Origin of the sequence: Streptomyces sp. 2323.1, assembly GCF_900221035.1 — a bacterium.
GTDB classification, from domain to species: Bacteria; Actinomycetota; Actinomycetes; order Streptomycetales; family Streptomycetaceae; genus Streptomyces; species Streptomyces sioyaensis.
The window spans coordinates 7425738-7440636 of record NZ_LT907981.1 but is presented as its reverse complement, the minus strand read 5'-3'; the positions used below and the strand labels follow the sequence as shown (position 1 = coordinate 7440636).

The following is a 14899-nucleotide window of genomic DNA, read 5'->3' as shown; positions in this document are numbered from 1 at the left end:
GACGAAATCCCGCTCCATCTAGCGAGACGACCACGGGATCAGTAGAATCCTGGGAAAGGGTCGGCTACCTGCCCCGCCCCCTCCCCCGCACCCTTCGGAAGGGCCGTGATGACCTCCCCCTCGCCCGGGCGGACGCTGTCGGAGACCGAGCGCACCCGCCATCGCCGGCTGCGTGAGCAGGGCAGCCTCGACCGGGCCGCGCTCGATGCCGTGCTGGCCGCCGGCTTTCTGTGCCACCTCGGTGTGCTCGTGGACGGCTCACCGATGGTGGTGCCCACGGTCTATGGCGCGGACGGCAGCACGCTGTACTTCCACGGGTCGGTCGCCAGCCGCAGCCTGATCGCCTCGCCCGGCGCGAATGTCTGTGTCACCGTGACGCATGTCGACGGGCTGGTGCTGGCCCGCTCGGTGTTCGAGCACGGCGTCAACTACCGCAGCGCGATGGTGTTCGGCACTCCCCGCCAGGTCACCGACCCGGAGGAGAAGCTCGCCGGTCTGCGCTGTCTGACCGAACAGGCGGCGCCGGGCCAGTGGGACTACGCCCGGCGCCCGAGCCGCAAGGAACTCGCCGCCACGGCCCTGCTCGCCCTCTCCCTCGACGAAGCTTCCGTGAAGATCCGGACGGGTCCGCCGGACGACGGGGACGGTGCGGACGCCGAACTCGGCCTGTGGGCCGGTGTACTTCCCCTGCACTCCTCCTGGGGCCCCCTCGAACCGGCCCCCGCGCTCCCCACGGACCTCGCCCCTCCCGCGCATCTCGCCGAGCGTGCCGCGTCCCCGGCCGGCCGCCGCGGTCCAGACGCCGCTGTCTGATGCCTGCTCCGCCCGACCGTGTCAGGGGCGGGACGTTGCGGACACCGCCTAGCGTGGAGGAATGGACGAGACCGGGGCGGCGCAGACACCGCCGGGCAGCGACGAGGAGGCCTTTCCGGCCTACCGCGCGGCGCGGTGCGACGGGCTCGCCGAGCTCGACGCGCAGTTGATCGGGTGCCGGGCCTGTCCCCGGCTGGTGGAATGGCGGGAGCGGACCGGCGCGCATCCGCGTGCGGCGTTCCGGGACTGGGAGTACTGGGCGCGCCCCGTCCCGGGGTTCGGGCCGCCCGACGCGGCACTGGCCGTCGTCGGGCTGGCGCCGGCCGCGCACGGCGGCAACCGCACCGGCCGGATGTTCACCGGGGACGCCTCCGGTGACTTCCTGTTCAGGGCACTGCATGCGGTCGGCCTCGCCTCCCAGCCGACCGCGACGCACCGGGGCGACGGCCTGGAACTGTACGGGGTCCGGGTCACCGCGCCGGTCCACTGCGCTCCGCCGGAGAACAAGCCGACGCCCACCGAGCGCCGCACCTGCCGGCCGTGGTTGTCGGCGGAGCTGGAACTCCTCAGCCCCCACCTCCGGACGGTCGTGGCGCTGGGCGCCTTCAGCTGGCAGGCGCTGCTGCCCGTACTCGGCGAGGCGGGGTGGCCGCTCCCCCGTCCCCGGCCGGCGTTCGGTCACGGCGTCCAGCTGACCCTGCCGGCCGCGGGCCCCCGGCGGGAACTGCAGGTGCTGGGGAGCTACCACCCCAGCCAGCGCAATACGTTCACCGGCCGGCTCACCTTCGACATGCTCGTCGAGCTGCTGGCGCGCGCCGCCGGGCTCGCGGGGCTGGGGCGTCCGGGCGGCTGAAAGCACCGGGCCCGGGACACCGGCTGCCGCGAGTGGTGCGCACCCGGTCGGGTCCCCGGCCCGGTCACCGCGCGCCGTACACCGCTCCCGGCTCCTCGGCGACGGCCAGCAGCCGGCGGGCGGCCGCGCCCGCTTCGGCCGGGGACCAGCGGCTCCCCTTGTCCGCGGTGGGGCCGGGGCGCCAGCCCTCCATCACCGTGATCCGGCCCGCCTCGGCCTCGAAGACCCGGCCGGTGACCCCGGCGCTGTCGGCGGAGGAGAGCCAGACCACCAGCGGGGAGACGTTCTCCGGGGCCATCGCGTCGAACTCCCCGTCGGCCGGCGCCGCCATCGTCGCGGCGAAGGTCCGCTCGGTCATCCGGGTGCGGGCGGCCGGCGCGATGGCGTTGATCTGGACGCCGTAGCGGGCCATTTCGGCGGCGGCGACGAGGGTGAGGCCGATGATGCCGGCCTTGGCGGCGGAGTAGTTGCCCTGTCCGACGCTGCCGAGCAGCCCGGCGCCCGACGAGGTATTGATGACGCGGGCGTCGGGGGTGCGGCCGGACTTGGCCTCGGCCCGCCAGTGGGCCGCGGCGTGCCGCAGCGGGAGGAAGTGGCCCTTGAGGTGGACGCGGATGACGGCGTCCCAGTCGTCCTCGTCGAGGTTGACGAGCATCCGGTCGCGCAGGAATCCGGCGTTGTTCACGAGGGTGTCGAGCCGGCCGAAGGTGTCCAGGGCGGTGGCGACGAGGGAGGCGGCGCCTTCGGTGGTGGTGATGTCGCCGCGGTGGGCGACGGCTTGGCCGCCGTGTGCGCGGATCTCGTCGGCGACCTGCTGGGCCGGGCCGGCCGAGGCGCCGGCGCCGTCGGCAGCCACCCCGAGGTCGTTCACCACAACCTCGGCTCCCTCGGCGGCGAGGGCCAGCGCATGGGCCCGGCCGAGCCCCCGGCCGGCTCCCGTGACGGCGGCGACCCGTCCGGCGCAGATTCCGGTCATGTCAATTCTCCTTGGGGGCTTCGGCATCGGCGATCGAGGGGGTCTCGTCGGACACTTCACGGAAGGCGGTGGGGTGGTTGGCCATGGAGTGGTTGACCGTGGGGCGGTTGACGGTGGCGGCGTCCAGGAAGGCGGGGCGCTCGCCGCCCCCGTGGACGAGCAGGCTGGCGCCGGTGACGTACGCGGCCCGGTCGGAGGCGAGGAAGACGCAGGCGTCGCCGATCTCGGCGGGTTCGGCGAGCCGGCCGGCCGGGACGGTGGCGCCGACGGCGGCGATGCCCGCCTCGTCCCCGTAGTGCAGGGCGGAGAGTTCGGTGCGCACCATGCCGAGGACGAGGGTGTTGACGCGGACCAGAGGAGCCCATTCGACGGCCATGGAGCGGGCGAGGTTCTCCAGGCCCGCCTTGGCCGCGCCGTAGGCGGCGGTGCCGGGCGACGGACGGGTGCCGCTGACGCTGCCGATCATGAGGACCGAACCGCCGGCCGGCTGCTGCCGCATCACCTCGTAGGCGGCGAGCGAAGCGGTCAGCGGGGCGAGGAGGTTGAGCGCGACGACCCGGGCGTGCCGGTCGGCGTCGGTCTGTCCGAGCAGCCGGTACGGCGTGCCGCCGGCGTTGTTCACCAGGCAGTCCAGCCGGCCGTGCGTCGCCGCGAGCCGGTCGAAGAAGGCCCGTACGGCGTCGGGTTCACGCAGATCGAGGGGGTGGAAACGGGCGCTGCGGCCGGCCGCCGTGACGGGGCTGGCCGGCGGCCGGCGGGCGCAGATCACCACCTCGGCGCCGGCCCGCAGGAAGGCGCGGGCGATGCCGGCGCCGACGCCCCGGGTGCCGCCGGTGACCACGGCGAGCTGTCCGGACAGATCGAGGGTCAGGCTCACCCGGCACCCCTCCCGCAGCGCGCGGTCCGCTGCTAACTTCGCTACCTAACAAACGCTTGGTGGAAAGGTAGCTGATCCGCTCATGGGTGTCTCCACCTCCAGGCCGGACCACGGCATCGCCCTGGTCACCGTCGACTTCCCGCCGGTCAACGCCCTTCCCGTACAGGGCTGGTACGACCTCGCCGATGCCGTACGGGCCGCCGGGCACGACCCGGACCTGCGCTGTGTCGTCCTCGCCGCCGAGGGCCGCGGCTTCAACGCCGGTGTCGACATCAAGGAGTTGCAGCGGGACACCGCCGCCGGCGGTCATGACGCCCTGATCGGTTTCAACCGCGGCTGTGCCGAGGCGTTTTCGGCGGTCTACACGTGCGAAGTGCCGGTCGTCGCGGCGGTGCACGGCTTCTGTCTGGGCGGCGGCATCGGGCTGGCCGGGAACGCGGATGCGATCGTGGCCAGCGAGGATGCCACCTTCGGCCTGCCGGAGCTGGACCGCGGTGCGCTCGGCGCGGCCACCCATCTGGCCCGGCTGGTCCCCCAGCATCTGATGCGCGCGCTCTACTACACCTCGCGCACCGCCACCGCCGCCGAACTCCAGGCGCACGGCTCGGTGTGGAAGGTCGTCCCGCGCGCCGGTCTGCGCCGCGCCGCACTGGATCTGGCGCGGGAGATCGCCCGGAAGGACGGCGCTCTGCTCCGGCTCGCCAAGGCCGCGATCAACGGCATCGACCCCGTGGACGTCCATCGCAGTTACCGCTTCGAGCAGGGCTTCACCTTCGAGGCGAACCTCAGCGGTGTCGCCGACCGCGTCCGCGACACGTTCGGCGCACCGGCCGGCGCACCGACGACGGAAGGCTGACCGTGACCGACAAGACCATGACGCCCGAGGACGTGGTCTCCCGGCTGCGCAGCGGGATGACCCTCGGCATCGGCGGCTGGGGGGCACGCCGTAAGCCGATGGCGCTGGTACGGGCGCTGCTGCGCTCCGACATCACCGATCTGACGGTGATCTCGTACGGCGGTCCCGATGTCGGGCTGCTCGCCGCCGCGGGCCGGATCCGCACGCTGGTCGCGGCGTTCGTGACCCTCGACTCGATCCCCCTGGAGCCGCACTTCCGCGCGGCGCGCCAGCGTGGTGCGTTCGAGCTGCGGGAGATCGACGAGGCGATGTTCCTGTGGGGCCTCACCGCCGCCGCCCACCGGCTGCCGTTCCTCCCCGTCCGGGCCGGTCTCGGCTCGGACGTCATGCGGGTCAACCCGGGCCTGCGGACGGTGACCTCGCCGTACGAGGACGGGGAGACCTTCGTCGCCGCGCCGGCGCTGCGGATGGACGCGGCGCTGGTCCATCTCAACCGTGCCGACCGGCGGGGAAACGGCCAGTACCTGGGCCCCGACCCGTACTTCGACGATCTGTTCTGCGCGGCCGCGGACCGGGCCTATGTCTCCTGCGAGCGGCTGGTGGACGACTTCGGCACGGCGGTGCCGCAGACGCTGCTGGTCCCGCGGCACGACGTGTCCGGAGTCGTCGAGACCCCGAACGGGGCGCACTTCACCTCCTGCGTCCCCGATCACGGCCGCGACGAGGCCTTCCAGAAGATGTACGCGACCACGCCCTGGCCGCAGTTCGCCGAGCGGTTCCTGTCCGGGGACGAGAAGGCGTATCAGTCGGCGGTCCAGACCTGGCACGAGGAGCAGCAGTGAGCCCGACCAGCACGGCCACCCGCGCCGAGTACTGCGTGATCGCCTGTGCCGAGGCCTGGCGCGACAACGGGGAGGTGCTCGCCAGCCCGATGGGCCTGATCCCGTCGCTCGGCGCCCGGCTCGCCCGGCGCACCTTCTCCCCCGATCTGCTGCTGACCGACGGGGAGGCGCTGCTCGTGGGTCCGGACGGGACGGCGGAGGGCTGGCTGCCCTACCGCCGGCATCTGGCCATGGTGACCGGCGGGAAGCGGCACGTGATGATGGGCGCGAGCCAGCTCGACCGTTTCGGCAACCAGAACATCTCCTGCATCGGCGACTGGCACCGGCCCGCCCGCCAGCTCCTCGGCGTCCGCGGCGCACCCGTCAACACCCTGAACAATCCGGTGAGTTACTGGGTGCCGAAGCATTCGGCACGGGTCTTCGTCGAGCGGGTCGACATGATCTGCGGGGTCGGCTACGACAGCGCGGCCGCCGCCGGCCCGTCCGCGACCCGCTACCACCGCATCCCGCGCGTCGTCTCCCACCTCGGGGTCTTCGACTTCGACACACCGGACCACCGCATGCGGCTGGTCTCCGTGCACCCGGGGGTGACGGCCGGACAGGTCCAGGAGGCCACCGGCTTCCCGCTCGCGCTGCCCGCCGAGGTGCCGTACACCCGCGAGCCCACCGCCGAGGAGCTCCGGCTGATCCGTACGGAGCTCGATCCGGAGCGGCTGCGGGAGCGCGAGGTGCCGTCGGCATGACGGACGACCGGATCGAACCCCGGATCGAGACCCGGATCGAGACCCCGCTGACCCGGCTCGTCGGGGTGCGCCATCCCGTCGTGCAGACCGGCATGGGGTGGGTGGCCGGGCCCCGGCTGGTGTCGGCCGCGGCCGAGGCGGGCGCGCTGGGGATCCTGGCCTCGGCCACCATGACCGTCGGGCAGCTGCGGGCGGCGGTCCGCGAGGTCGCGTCCCGTACGGAGGCACCCTTCGGGGTCAATCTGCGGGCGGACGCGGCCGATGCGGCGGACCGGGTGCGGATCATCGTGGAGGAGGGCGTACGGGTCGCCTCGTTCGCCCTGGCCCCCTCCCGCGAGCTGATCGCCCGGCTCAAGGAGGCGGGCGTCGTCGTCATCCCCTCGGTCGGGGCCCGCCGCCATGCCGAGAAGGTCGCGGCCTGGGGCGCGGACGCGGTGATCGTGCAGGGCGGCGAGGGCGGGGGGCACACCGGGAGCGTCGCCACGAGCGTGCTGCTGCCGCAGGTGGTGGACGCGGTCGGCATCCCGGTGATCGCCGCGGGCGGCTTCTTCGACGGCCGGGGACTGGTCGCGGCGCTGGCCTACGGAGCGGCCGGGATCGCCATGGGCACCCGCTTCCTGCTGACGTCGGACAGCACCGTGCCACCGGCCGTACAGGCCCGCTATCTGGCGGCCGCCGTCGGCGACATCACGGTCACCACGAAGGTGGACGGGCTGCCGCACCGGATGCTGCGCAGCGAGCTGGTCGAGGCGCTGGAGCGCTCCGGGCGCACCGCCGCGCTGCTGCACGCGGTGCGCCGGGCAGCGGAGTTCAGGAAGCTGTCCGGGCTGAGCTGGGCGCAGATGATCCGTGACGGCCTGGCGATGAAGCACGGCCGGGACCTCTCCTGGAGCCAGGTCCTGCTCGCGGCCAACACCCCGATGCTGCTGCGGGCGTCGATGGTCGAGGGCCGTACCGACCTCGGGGTGATGGCCTCCGGGCAGGTCGCGGGGGTGATCGGGGATCTGCCGTCCTGCGCGGAACTCGTCGACCGGATCATGGCGGAGGCGCGCGCGACGCTGGCCGCGCTGCCGGGGCCGCCCTCCTGAAGGGCGCCGGGCGTCTCCCTGATGATGCGTCAGAGTCGTTCGATGATGGTGACGTTGGCCTGGCCGCCGCCCTCGCACATGGTCTGCAGTCCGAACCGGCCGCCGGTGCGCCCCAGTTCGTGCAGCAGCGTCGTCATCAGCCGGACGCCGGTCGCGCCGAGCGGATGGCCCAGGGCGATGGCGCCGCCGTTGACGTTGACCCGCTCCGGGTCGGCGCCGGTCTCCTTGAGCCAGGCCAGGACGACGGGCGCGAAGGCCTCGTTGATCTCGACCAGATCGATGTCGTCGATCGACATGCCCGCCTTCTTCAGCGCGTACGCGGTCGCCGGGATCGGTGCGGACAGCATCCGGATCGGGTCCTCGCCGCGCACCGACAGATGGTGGATGCGGGCCCGCGGGGTCAGACCGTGCGCGGCCACCGCCCGCGCGGAGGCGAGGAGCAGGGCGGCCGCACCGTCGGAGACCTGGGAGGAGACCGCCGCGGTCAGCCGGCCGCCCGGAACGACCGGCGGCAGGGCGGCCATCTTCTCCAGGGAGGTGTTACGGCGCGGTCCCTCGTCGGCGCTGACCTCCCCGTAGGCGACGGTCTCCCGGTCGAAACGGCCCTCGTCGCGGGCGCGGACGGCGCGCTGGTGCGAGCGGAGCGCGAACTCCTCCATGTCCGCGCGGGAGAGGTGCCACTTCTCGGCGATGAGTTCGGCGCCGTGGAACTGGTCGACGGGCGCGTCCCCGTAGCGGGCCCGCCAGCCCGTGGAGCCGGCGAACGGCCCGTCGGTCAGCCCGAGCGGTTCGGCGGCCCGGCGGCTCGCGAAGGCGATCGGGATCTGCGACATGTTCTGCACCCCGCCCGCGACGACCAGGTCCTGGGTGCCGGCGAGCACGGCCTGGGCCGCGAAGTGCACGGCCTGCTGGGAGGAGCCGCACTGGCGGTCGACGGTGACGCCGGGCACGTGCTCGGGCAGCCCGGCGGCCAGCCAGCACGTCCGGGCGATGTCGCCGGCCTGCGGTCCCACCGCGTCCAGACAGCCGAAGACGACGTCCTCGACGGCGGCCGGGTCGACGCCGCTGCGCGCCATCAGCGCGGTCAGCACATGGGCGCCAAGATCGGCGGGGTGGACGGCCGACAGACCGCCGCCCCGCTTCCCGACCGGGGTACGGACCGCTTCGACGACATAGGCCTCGGACATGGTGGTCTCCTGGTTCAGATTCTGCGGAGCCGGCGGCCGGCCGCGCAAGGCACGGCCGGCCGGCGCTCCCCGTCTCAGGCGCGCTGGGAGCTGACGGACACCGTTTCCCCGGTCAGGTACGAGGCGTAGTCGCAGGCCAGGAAGACGATGACATTGGCGACCTCCCAGGGCTCGGCGTAGCGGCCGAACGCCTCCCGTTCGGTGAGCTCCGCCAGCAGCTCGGGGGTGGTCACCTTCACCAGATGCGGGTGCATGGCGAGGCTGGGCGCGACCGCGTTGATACGGACGCCGTAATCGGCGGCTTCCATTGCGGCGCAGCGGGTCAGCGCCATCACGCCGGCCTTGGCCGCGGCGTAGTGGGCCTGGCCGCGCTGGGCGCGCCAGCCGACGACGGAGGCGTTGTTGACGATCACGCCGCCGCGGCCGGCCGCCTTCATCCGGCGCAGGGCGCCCCGGGTGCAGCGGAAGGTGCCGTTCAGGGTGGTGTCGAGGACCGCGGCCCACTGCTCGTCGGTCATCTCGACGAGGTCGGCGGTGCCTCCGAGACCGGCGTTGTTGACCACGATGTCGAGGCGGCCGTGGCGCTCCTCGGCCAGCGCCAGCAGGGCGCCCACCTGGTCCTCGTCGGTGACGTCGCACGGCAGGGACGCCACCTGGCCGGCGCCGAACTCCGCGGCGAGCGCCTCGGTGCTCTCCCTCAGACGGCGCGCATGGCTGTCGCCGATGACGATCCGGGCGCCCTCTTCCAGGAAGCGGCGGGCGGTGGCGCCGCCGATGCCGGCGCCGGCGGCCGCGGTGATGACGGCGGTCCGGCCGTCGAGCAGCCGGTGGCCGGGCACATAGGGGGGCGAGGTCATGCGCGGGCCTCCTGGGACGGGCCGGGTGCGGGCCCGGCGCGGGCGTGCCGCCGGCGCTCGGGGGAGCCGGCGGGGGCGGCCCTCGGCGCGGAAGCGCGGCGGCGGGGGCCTCGACGCTGTTCCTGACGGTACGTTAATCTACCAAACACTTGTTAGGGAAGGAGTGCGGATGCCCGCTGCCCGAGACGACGAGGCCCTGCCCGGCGAACGGCACGCACCACTCGCCGTCCGGCCCCTCCACGGGCCGGACGCCCGCAGCGGACGGCGACCGTCCGGCCGGTCGGCGGCGGCGTGATGGACCTCGAATTCACCGCCGCGGAGCAGGAGTTCCGGGCCGAGGCGCGGAACTGGCTGGCCGGCCATGTCCCCACCGCGCCGCTGCCGTCGCTGGAGACAGCCGAGGGGTTCGCCGCCCACCGGGAGTGGGAGCGCCGGCTCTCCGCGGACCGCTGGTCGGTCGTCTCCTGGCCAGAGGAGCACGGCGGCCGCGGTGCCTCGCTCCTCCAGTGGCTGATCTTCGAGGAGGAGTACTACACGGCCGGCGCACCAGGGCGGGTCAGCCAGAACGGCATCCACCTCCTCGCCCCGACGCTCTTCGCGCACGGCACCGACGAGCAACGCGCCCGCATCCTCGGCCCCATGGCCCGCGGCGAGGTGATCTGGGCGCAGGCCTGGTCGGAGCCGGAGGCCGGGTCGGATCTGGCGTCGCTGCGCTCGACCGCCGTACGGACCGCCGGCGGCTGGCTGCTGAGCGGGCAGAAGACCTGGTCGTCCCGGGCTGCCTTCGCCGACCGCGCCTTCGGGCTGTTCCGCAGCGATCCGGACACCGCCCGGCCGCACCAGGGCCTGACCTATCTGATGTTCCCGCTGGACGCCCCGGGCGTGACGGTACGCCCCCTCGGCCGGCTGGACGGCAAGCCCGCCTTCGCCGAACTCTTCCTCGACGAGGTCTTCGTGCCCGACGCGGACGTGATCGGCGAGCCGGGGCAGGGCTGGCGGGTCGCGATGAGCACCGCGGGCAACGAGCGCGGCCTGACGCTGCGCAGTCCGGGCCGCTTCTCCGCGGCCGCGGAGCGGCTGGCCGCGCTGTGGCGCGAGGCCCCCGAGGCGGTTTCCGGGCCGCTCACCGACCGGGTCGCCGATGCGGTGATCGGCGCCCGCGCCTACCAGCTGTTCGCCTACGCCCATGCCTCCCGGCTCGCCGCCGGGGAAGGCCACACCCCCGTCCGTACCGAGCCGGGAGCGGGCGACCTCGGCGCCACATCGAGCCTGACCAAGGTCTTCTGGTCCGAGCTGGACATCGCCCTGCACGAGACCGCCCTGGACCTGCTCGGGCCGTCCGGCGCGCTCACCGAGGGCGCCGGGGAGGCGCCCGCACACGGGCTCTGGGCCGAGGGCTACACCTTCGCCCTCGCCGGGCCGATCTACGCCGGCACCAATGAGATCCAGCGCGACATCATCGCCGAGCGGCTGCTCGGCCTGCCGAAGGGACGCCGGTGATGCGGTTCCTCCTGAGCGATGAGCAGCGGGAGTTCGCCCGGGCGCTGGACGGCATGCTGGGGGCGGCCGGCACCCCGGCCGCGGCGCGGGCCTGGGCGGCCGGGGAGCACCGGCCGGGCCGGGCGCTGTGGGAGCGGATCGCCGAGGCGGGGGTGTTCGGGCTGGCGGTGTCCGCGCGGCACGGCGGGATGGGGCAGCTGCCCGCCGAACTCGCCGTCTCCTTCCATGAGTTGGGGCGCCATGCCGTACCGGGGCCGCTGGTGGAGACGGTGGCGGCGGCCGCGTTCCTGGAGCACCTCGGTGCGGGCGCCGCGGCCGGTGAGTGGCTGCCGCGGATCGCCGCGGGCGAGGCCGTGGTCGGCCTGTGTGCCGACGGCCCGTACGTGCTGGACGCGGATGCCGCCGACGCCGTCCTGGTCGTCGAGGGCGACACGGTGCGCCGTGCGGACGGCCATGGCCCGTTGCAGGCGTCCCTCGATCCGGCGCGGCGGCTGTTCCGTCCGGTCGGCGGGGCGGTGCTCGCCCGCGGCCCGGCGGTGGCCGCGGCCGCCGCCCACGCCCTCGACCTCGCGCGGCTCGCCACCGCCGCGCAGTCCCTCGGCCTGGGCCGCGCGCTGCTGGCGGCGACGGTCTCCTACGTCACGCAGCGCACCCAGTTCCAGGTGCCGATCGGCTCCTTCCAGGCGGTCAAGCACCGGCTGGCCGACGCCCTCATCAGGCTGGAGTTCGCCCAGCCGCTGGTCCACGGGGCGGCGCTGGCCCTGGCGGCGGGCGCGCCGTCGGCCGGCCGGGAGGTGGCCGCGGCGAAGGTCGCGGCGGGCGAGGCCGGTTACGCGGCGGCGCGGACGGCACTGCAGCTGCACGGCGCCCTCGGGTACACCGAGGAGCTGGACCTCTCGCTGTGGATCCGCAAGGCCCGTCCGCTGCGGGACGCCTGGGGCACGCCGGCCGACTGCCGTCGCCGCGTGCTGGCCGCCTGACCGGTCCGGCGCCTTGGGCCCCCGGCCGCCGCCGCACCGCTGCCGGGCGGCTACCGGCGCCGGCGGTCCCGCTCGTCCAGATCGGCGAGCATGGCGTCGGCCAGATCCCGCTCCGCGGCGTAGTACCGCTGCGACCACTTCAGGACGAGGGAGGGGCAGGCCCAGGCCTCCTCGGCGCGGGCGCCGTCCACCTCGGCGCGCTGCCGCATGGACTCCGCGTACTCCCGGTGCCGGCCCAGCACTTCACGCATCCGGTCGGCCTCCAGCAGATGGCCGAGCCACAGTCGCAGCATCACCCCGTGCTTGAGGACGGGAGGCTCCACGGGCGCCTCGCGCGCCCAGTGCCGGACCGCCGCCATCCCCTCGTCCGTGATCACATACACCCGTTTGTCGCGGTCGCCGGTCTCCTGGGCGACCCTCCGCGCGCTGACGTAGCCGGCCTTCTCCAGGCGCTTCAGCTCGCCGTATATCTGGCTGAAGGACGGGCTCCAGTAGAAGAAGCGCAGCGACCCGTCCGACCATTTCTTGAGGTCGTAACCGGACAGCTCGTCACCGAAGGAGAGCAGTCCCAGCACCGCCCAGCCGGTCGCCGGCAGCGCCGGTCGCTGCGTCTTGCCGGAGTTCACCGCACGCGCCCGCTTCTCCGTCACGGACGGCAGTGTACGGTTCCGGATCCGTCCCGCGCCTGGGGCAACCTCGCCAACTCCCCTTCCCTCGCGTACGCCTGACCGTCCCTCGCCGCCCGCGACCGCGGCCGGGCGGCGGGCGACGGCATCTCCCCCGGCACCCGGCACGGCGTCCGGACCACCGCGCGCGATGGCGGGCGCGGCATGGGCGGAGAAGCCGGGCGGCCGGGGCGGCACGCATCGGCGGGAGGGTCAGGGGCGGATCCGGACGCCCGGCACCCCGGCCCGACCCGGCCCGCTCCGGCCGCACCCTGCGGACCCGGACCCCCTGTCCAATAGTGGAAAGGTGAGCGAGCAGCAGGGAACCTCCCCGCCGTCCGGGCCGCGGCGTTCGGCCGGCGGGCCCGTCCGGGCGCTGCTGCGCAGAGTGCGCTACCTGCGGGTGCACGGCGTGCCCGGCCTGCGCGGACACCGCTCGGTGGTCGGCAATGCGGTCCGGGTGACGGCCGCCTCCTGCCTCGCCTTCTACCTCTGCCGCTATGTGCTCGACCTGACCGCGATGTCCGTCTACGCCACCTTCACCGTGGTGTCGCTCGGTGCGCTCGCCCGGATCCCGGGATCGGGGCGGCAGCGCGCCGCGACCACCGTCATGGCGATCCCCGCCGGCCTCGTGCTCATCACGCTGGGCACCCTGCTCGCCGTGCAGACCTGGGCGGCCGTCCTCGGCATGCTCGTCATCGGCTTCATGGTGGCGTACGCGGGCACCACCGGGCCGCGGATCGCCGGGGCGGCCCCCGGCATGCAGCTGCTCTACATCCTGCCGTGCTTCCCGCCGTACGCCCCGGAGGAGCTGGTCCAGCGGTTGACCGGCTTCCTGCTGGGTGCCCTCCTGCTCGCGCTGGCGCAGCGGTTCCTGATGCCCGAACCGGAGACCCCGCCCTTCGGCCGGCTGCTGGCCGACGCCGCCGACGCCGCCGCGGACCTGGCCGACCACCACGGCGGGCCCACTCCCGTGCAGGCGCTGGCCCGGGCGCACCGGGCCGGGGAGGCGCTCCGGCCGACCTCGGTACCGCCCGCGGACCTGCCCGCCTCCCCCACCCTCACCCACAAGGCCATGGCGCACGCCGCCGAGGCCGTCCGCACGCTGCTGACCCGGCTGGACACGCTGCACACCGTGGCGACCGGCCCGCACCACACGTACCACCCGGAGACGGTCGCGCTGCTCGAAGGCATCAGCGCCGCCGCGCGCGGCACGGCGGACGCGCTGCGGCAGGGGAAGCGGCTGCGGCCCGGGGAGGGGCCCTCCGCCGCGCCCCTCCAGGAGGAGCTGACCCCCGTCCGGGCCCACCGGGCGGTGGCCACCCTGGACCGGCTGGGCGCCGACGACCGGCTGGTCTATCTGCGCCGCCGGTCGCAGGTGGTGCAGGCCGCCGACTGCGCCGTGGTCCTCGTGCTGGCCACCCGGCTGCTGCTCGGCGACCGTACGGTCGACCGGAACCCGGTCGGGCACAGCTTCGCCTATGCGCAGGTGCACGCCCCGCGGCTGTGGTGGCAGCGGCTGACCATCCACCTCACCCCCCGCTCGGTGATCTTCCAGAACGCCTGCCGGTTCGCGCTGGGCCTGGCCGCGGCGCGGGCCATCGCCGGGGTCCTCGACCTCCAGCACGGCTTCTGGGTGCTGCTGGCGACACTGACGCTCACCCGTACCACCACCCTGGAGACCTGGTCCGCGGTGCGGCAGGCGCTGCTGGGCACCCTGGTCGGCGCGGTGCTGGCCGCCGGGCTGCTGGTGGTGGTCCACGACCGGGACACGGTGTACGCGGTGATCCTGCCGGTGGTGATGCTGACGGCGTTCATCGCGGGGCCATTGCGCGGGCTGGCCTGGGCGCAGGGCGGGTTCACGCTGGTGGTGGCCACGCTGTTCGCGCAGGTCACCCCGTCCACCTGGCAGCTGGCCCCGGTACGGCTGATGGATGTGCTGGTCGGCAGCGTCATCGGGCTGGCCTGTGGTCTGGTGGCCTGGCCGCGGGGCGCGGGCAGCGAGGTGCGCCGCAGCATGGCGGCGCTGTGCTCCGCCATCGCCGACGCCATCGGCCAGACCACCGCACAGGTCGTCGAACGCGCCGGCAGCACCGACATCTTCGCCCTCAACCGCGCCCTGATCCTCGCGCGGGAGAGCCTGGCCCAGTACCAGTGCGAGGCGCGGGAGAATGCCGCCGGGCAGCCGGACTGGCCCACGGTGCTGGTCGCCGGGGCGGACGCGCGGCGCGGCGGGCGGCTGCTGCCCGGCCGCCCCGGCCGGATCGCGCCGCACGAGGTCGGAGCCTGGCTGCGCCGGGCGGCCGACTGCACCGCGGCCGACTACCGCGCCCTCGCCGACCGCCTCTGCGCCGACCGCGGTGTGCCGTACGAACGCCCCCAACCCCTCGACATCCGCGCCCTGTTGGCCCTCGCCCCGCCCGTGCCGCACCACGGCCCGGACCGGGAGCGCCGCGCGGTCTCCGCCGCCCTCCTCCTCGACTCGGTGATCTGGCTCGATGCGCTCACCGACGATCTGAGCCGCATCCACCAGGAGATGTGAGGCCGGTGCGGTGCGCCGCGGGGCCGGTGCCGGACGCCGCGGGACGGGTGCCGTGTGCCCCGGCTCCGGTCCGCCCGGGTGCGGACGGGGGTGTTGCCCCTGATCCTGAAGCAGTGGAGC

At 74.5% G+C, this 14899-nt stretch carries 15 protein-coding genes; 10 read left to right on the top strand and 5 right to left on the bottom strand.

The genetic code is table 11. From position 1 onward, the window contains the following. The first annotated feature begins 108 nt into the window (after positions 1-108). Together CPH93_RS32195 and CPH93_RS32190 are read left to right on the top strand one after the other, a co-directional pair. Positions 109-813 (top strand): pyridoxamine 5'-phosphate oxidase family protein, encoded by a 705-nt coding sequence (locus CPH93_RS32195; protein ID WP_096214847.1) that lies wholly within the window; start codon positions 109-111, stop codon positions 811-813. Positions 814-874: 61 nt separating this feature from the next. Further along, positions 875-1666 (top strand): uracil-DNA glycosylase, encoded by a 792-nt coding sequence (locus tag CPH93_RS32190; protein WP_096214846.1) that lies wholly within the window; start codon positions 875-877, stop codon positions 1664-1666. A 64-nt stretch (positions 1667-1730) separates the two neighbouring features. Here CPH93_RS32190 and CPH93_RS32185 read toward each other — a convergent pair whose 3' ends face one another. Both CPH93_RS32185 and CPH93_RS32180 read right to left on the bottom strand, forming a co-directional pair. Then, a complete protein-coding gene (locus CPH93_RS32185) occupies positions 1731-2642 on the bottom strand; it encodes an SDR family oxidoreductase (RefSeq protein ID WP_096214845.1) in 912 nt (303 codons plus the stop codon). 1 nt (position 2643) lies between these two features. Beyond that, positions 2644-3519, bottom strand: a complete 876-nt coding sequence (locus tag CPH93_RS32180; RefSeq protein WP_096214844.1) for an SDR family oxidoreductase — start codon at positions 3517-3519, stop codon at positions 2644-2646. Between the two features lie 82 nt (positions 3520-3601). Here CPH93_RS32180 and CPH93_RS32175 point away from each other — a divergent pair, with 82 nt between their 5' ends. The 4 genes from CPH93_RS32175 to CPH93_RS32160 are packed head-to-tail and all read left to right on the top strand — an operon-like array spanning position 3602 to position 7048. Further along, positions 3602-4375: an enoyl-CoA hydratase family protein gene (locus CPH93_RS32175; RefSeq protein WP_096214843.1), complete on the top strand. Its 774-nt coding sequence runs from the start codon at positions 3602-3604 to the stop codon at positions 4373-4375. Positions 4376-4377: 2 nt separating this feature from the next. Next, on the top strand, positions 4378-5217 hold the full coding sequence (locus tag CPH93_RS32170) for a CoA transferase subunit A (RefSeq protein WP_096214842.1): 840 nt from the start codon (positions 4378-4380) through the stop codon (positions 5215-5217). Next, positions 5214-5960, top strand: coding sequence for a CoA-transferase subunit beta (locus CPH93_RS32165; protein ID WP_096214841.1), 747 nt, complete (start codon positions 5214-5216; stop codon positions 5958-5960). The genes CPH93_RS32170 and CPH93_RS32165 overlap by 4 nt, the downstream gene beginning before the upstream one ends. Continuing rightward, entirely contained in the window at positions 5957-7048 is a 1092-nt protein-coding gene (locus tag CPH93_RS32160) for an NAD(P)H-dependent flavin oxidoreductase (RefSeq protein ID WP_096214840.1), read from the top strand. The genes CPH93_RS32165 and CPH93_RS32160 overlap by 4 nt, the downstream gene beginning before the upstream one ends. A gap of 29 nt (positions 7049-7077) precedes the next feature. On the opposite strand, the gene CPH93_RS32155 is transcribed toward CPH93_RS32160, so the two are convergent. Both CPH93_RS32155 and CPH93_RS32150 read right to left on the bottom strand, forming a co-directional pair. Next, the gene (locus CPH93_RS32155) at positions 7078-8235 is read right to left on the bottom strand and encodes an acetyl-CoA C-acetyltransferase (RefSeq protein WP_096214839.1); all 1158 of its coding nucleotides are present in this window, start codon (positions 8233-8235) and stop codon (positions 7078-7080) included. A 74-nt stretch (positions 8236-8309) separates the two neighbouring features. Then, positions 8310-9092 carry an SDR family oxidoreductase gene (locus CPH93_RS32150; protein WP_093481776.1) on the bottom strand — a complete coding sequence of 261 codons (783 nt, stop codon included), beginning with the start codon at positions 9090-9092 and terminating at the stop codon, positions 8310-8312. Positions 9093-9261: 169 nt separating this feature from the next. On the opposite strand from CPH93_RS32150, the gene CPH93_RS37355 reads away from it, so the two are divergent. The 3 genes from CPH93_RS37355 to CPH93_RS32140 are packed head-to-tail and all read left to right on the top strand — an operon-like array spanning position 9262 to position 11572. Beyond that, positions 9262-9387 carry a hypothetical protein gene (locus tag CPH93_RS37355; RefSeq protein ID WP_269460125.1) on the top strand — a complete coding sequence of 42 codons (126 nt, stop codon included), beginning with the start codon at positions 9262-9264 and terminating at the stop codon, positions 9385-9387. Beyond that, positions 9387-10592, top strand: coding sequence for an acyl-CoA dehydrogenase family protein (locus CPH93_RS32145; RefSeq protein ID WP_096214838.1), 1206 nt, complete (start codon positions 9387-9389; stop codon positions 10590-10592). Before CPH93_RS37355 ends, CPH93_RS32145 begins: the two co-directional genes overlap by 1 nt. Next, the gene (locus tag CPH93_RS32140) at positions 10592-11572 is read left to right on the top strand and encodes an acyl-CoA dehydrogenase family protein (protein WP_096214837.1); all 981 of its coding nucleotides are present in this window, start codon (positions 10592-10594) and stop codon (positions 11570-11572) included. The genes CPH93_RS32145 and CPH93_RS32140 overlap by 1 nt, the downstream gene beginning before the upstream one ends. A 50-nt stretch (positions 11573-11622) precedes the next feature. Here CPH93_RS32140 and CPH93_RS32135 read toward each other — a convergent pair whose 3' ends face one another. Beyond that, positions 11623-12222 carry a PadR family transcriptional regulator gene (locus CPH93_RS32135; RefSeq protein ID WP_231977029.1) on the bottom strand — a complete coding sequence of 200 codons (600 nt, stop codon included), beginning with the start codon at positions 12220-12222 and terminating at the stop codon, positions 11623-11625. Between the two features lie 322 nt (positions 12223-12544). On the opposite strand from CPH93_RS32135, the gene CPH93_RS32130 reads away from it, so the two are divergent. Beyond that, positions 12545-14779 (top strand): FUSC family protein, encoded by a 2235-nt coding sequence (locus tag CPH93_RS32130; RefSeq protein ID WP_159395086.1) that lies wholly within the window; start codon positions 12545-12547, stop codon positions 14777-14779. Positions 14780-14899: the final 120 nt, after the last annotated feature.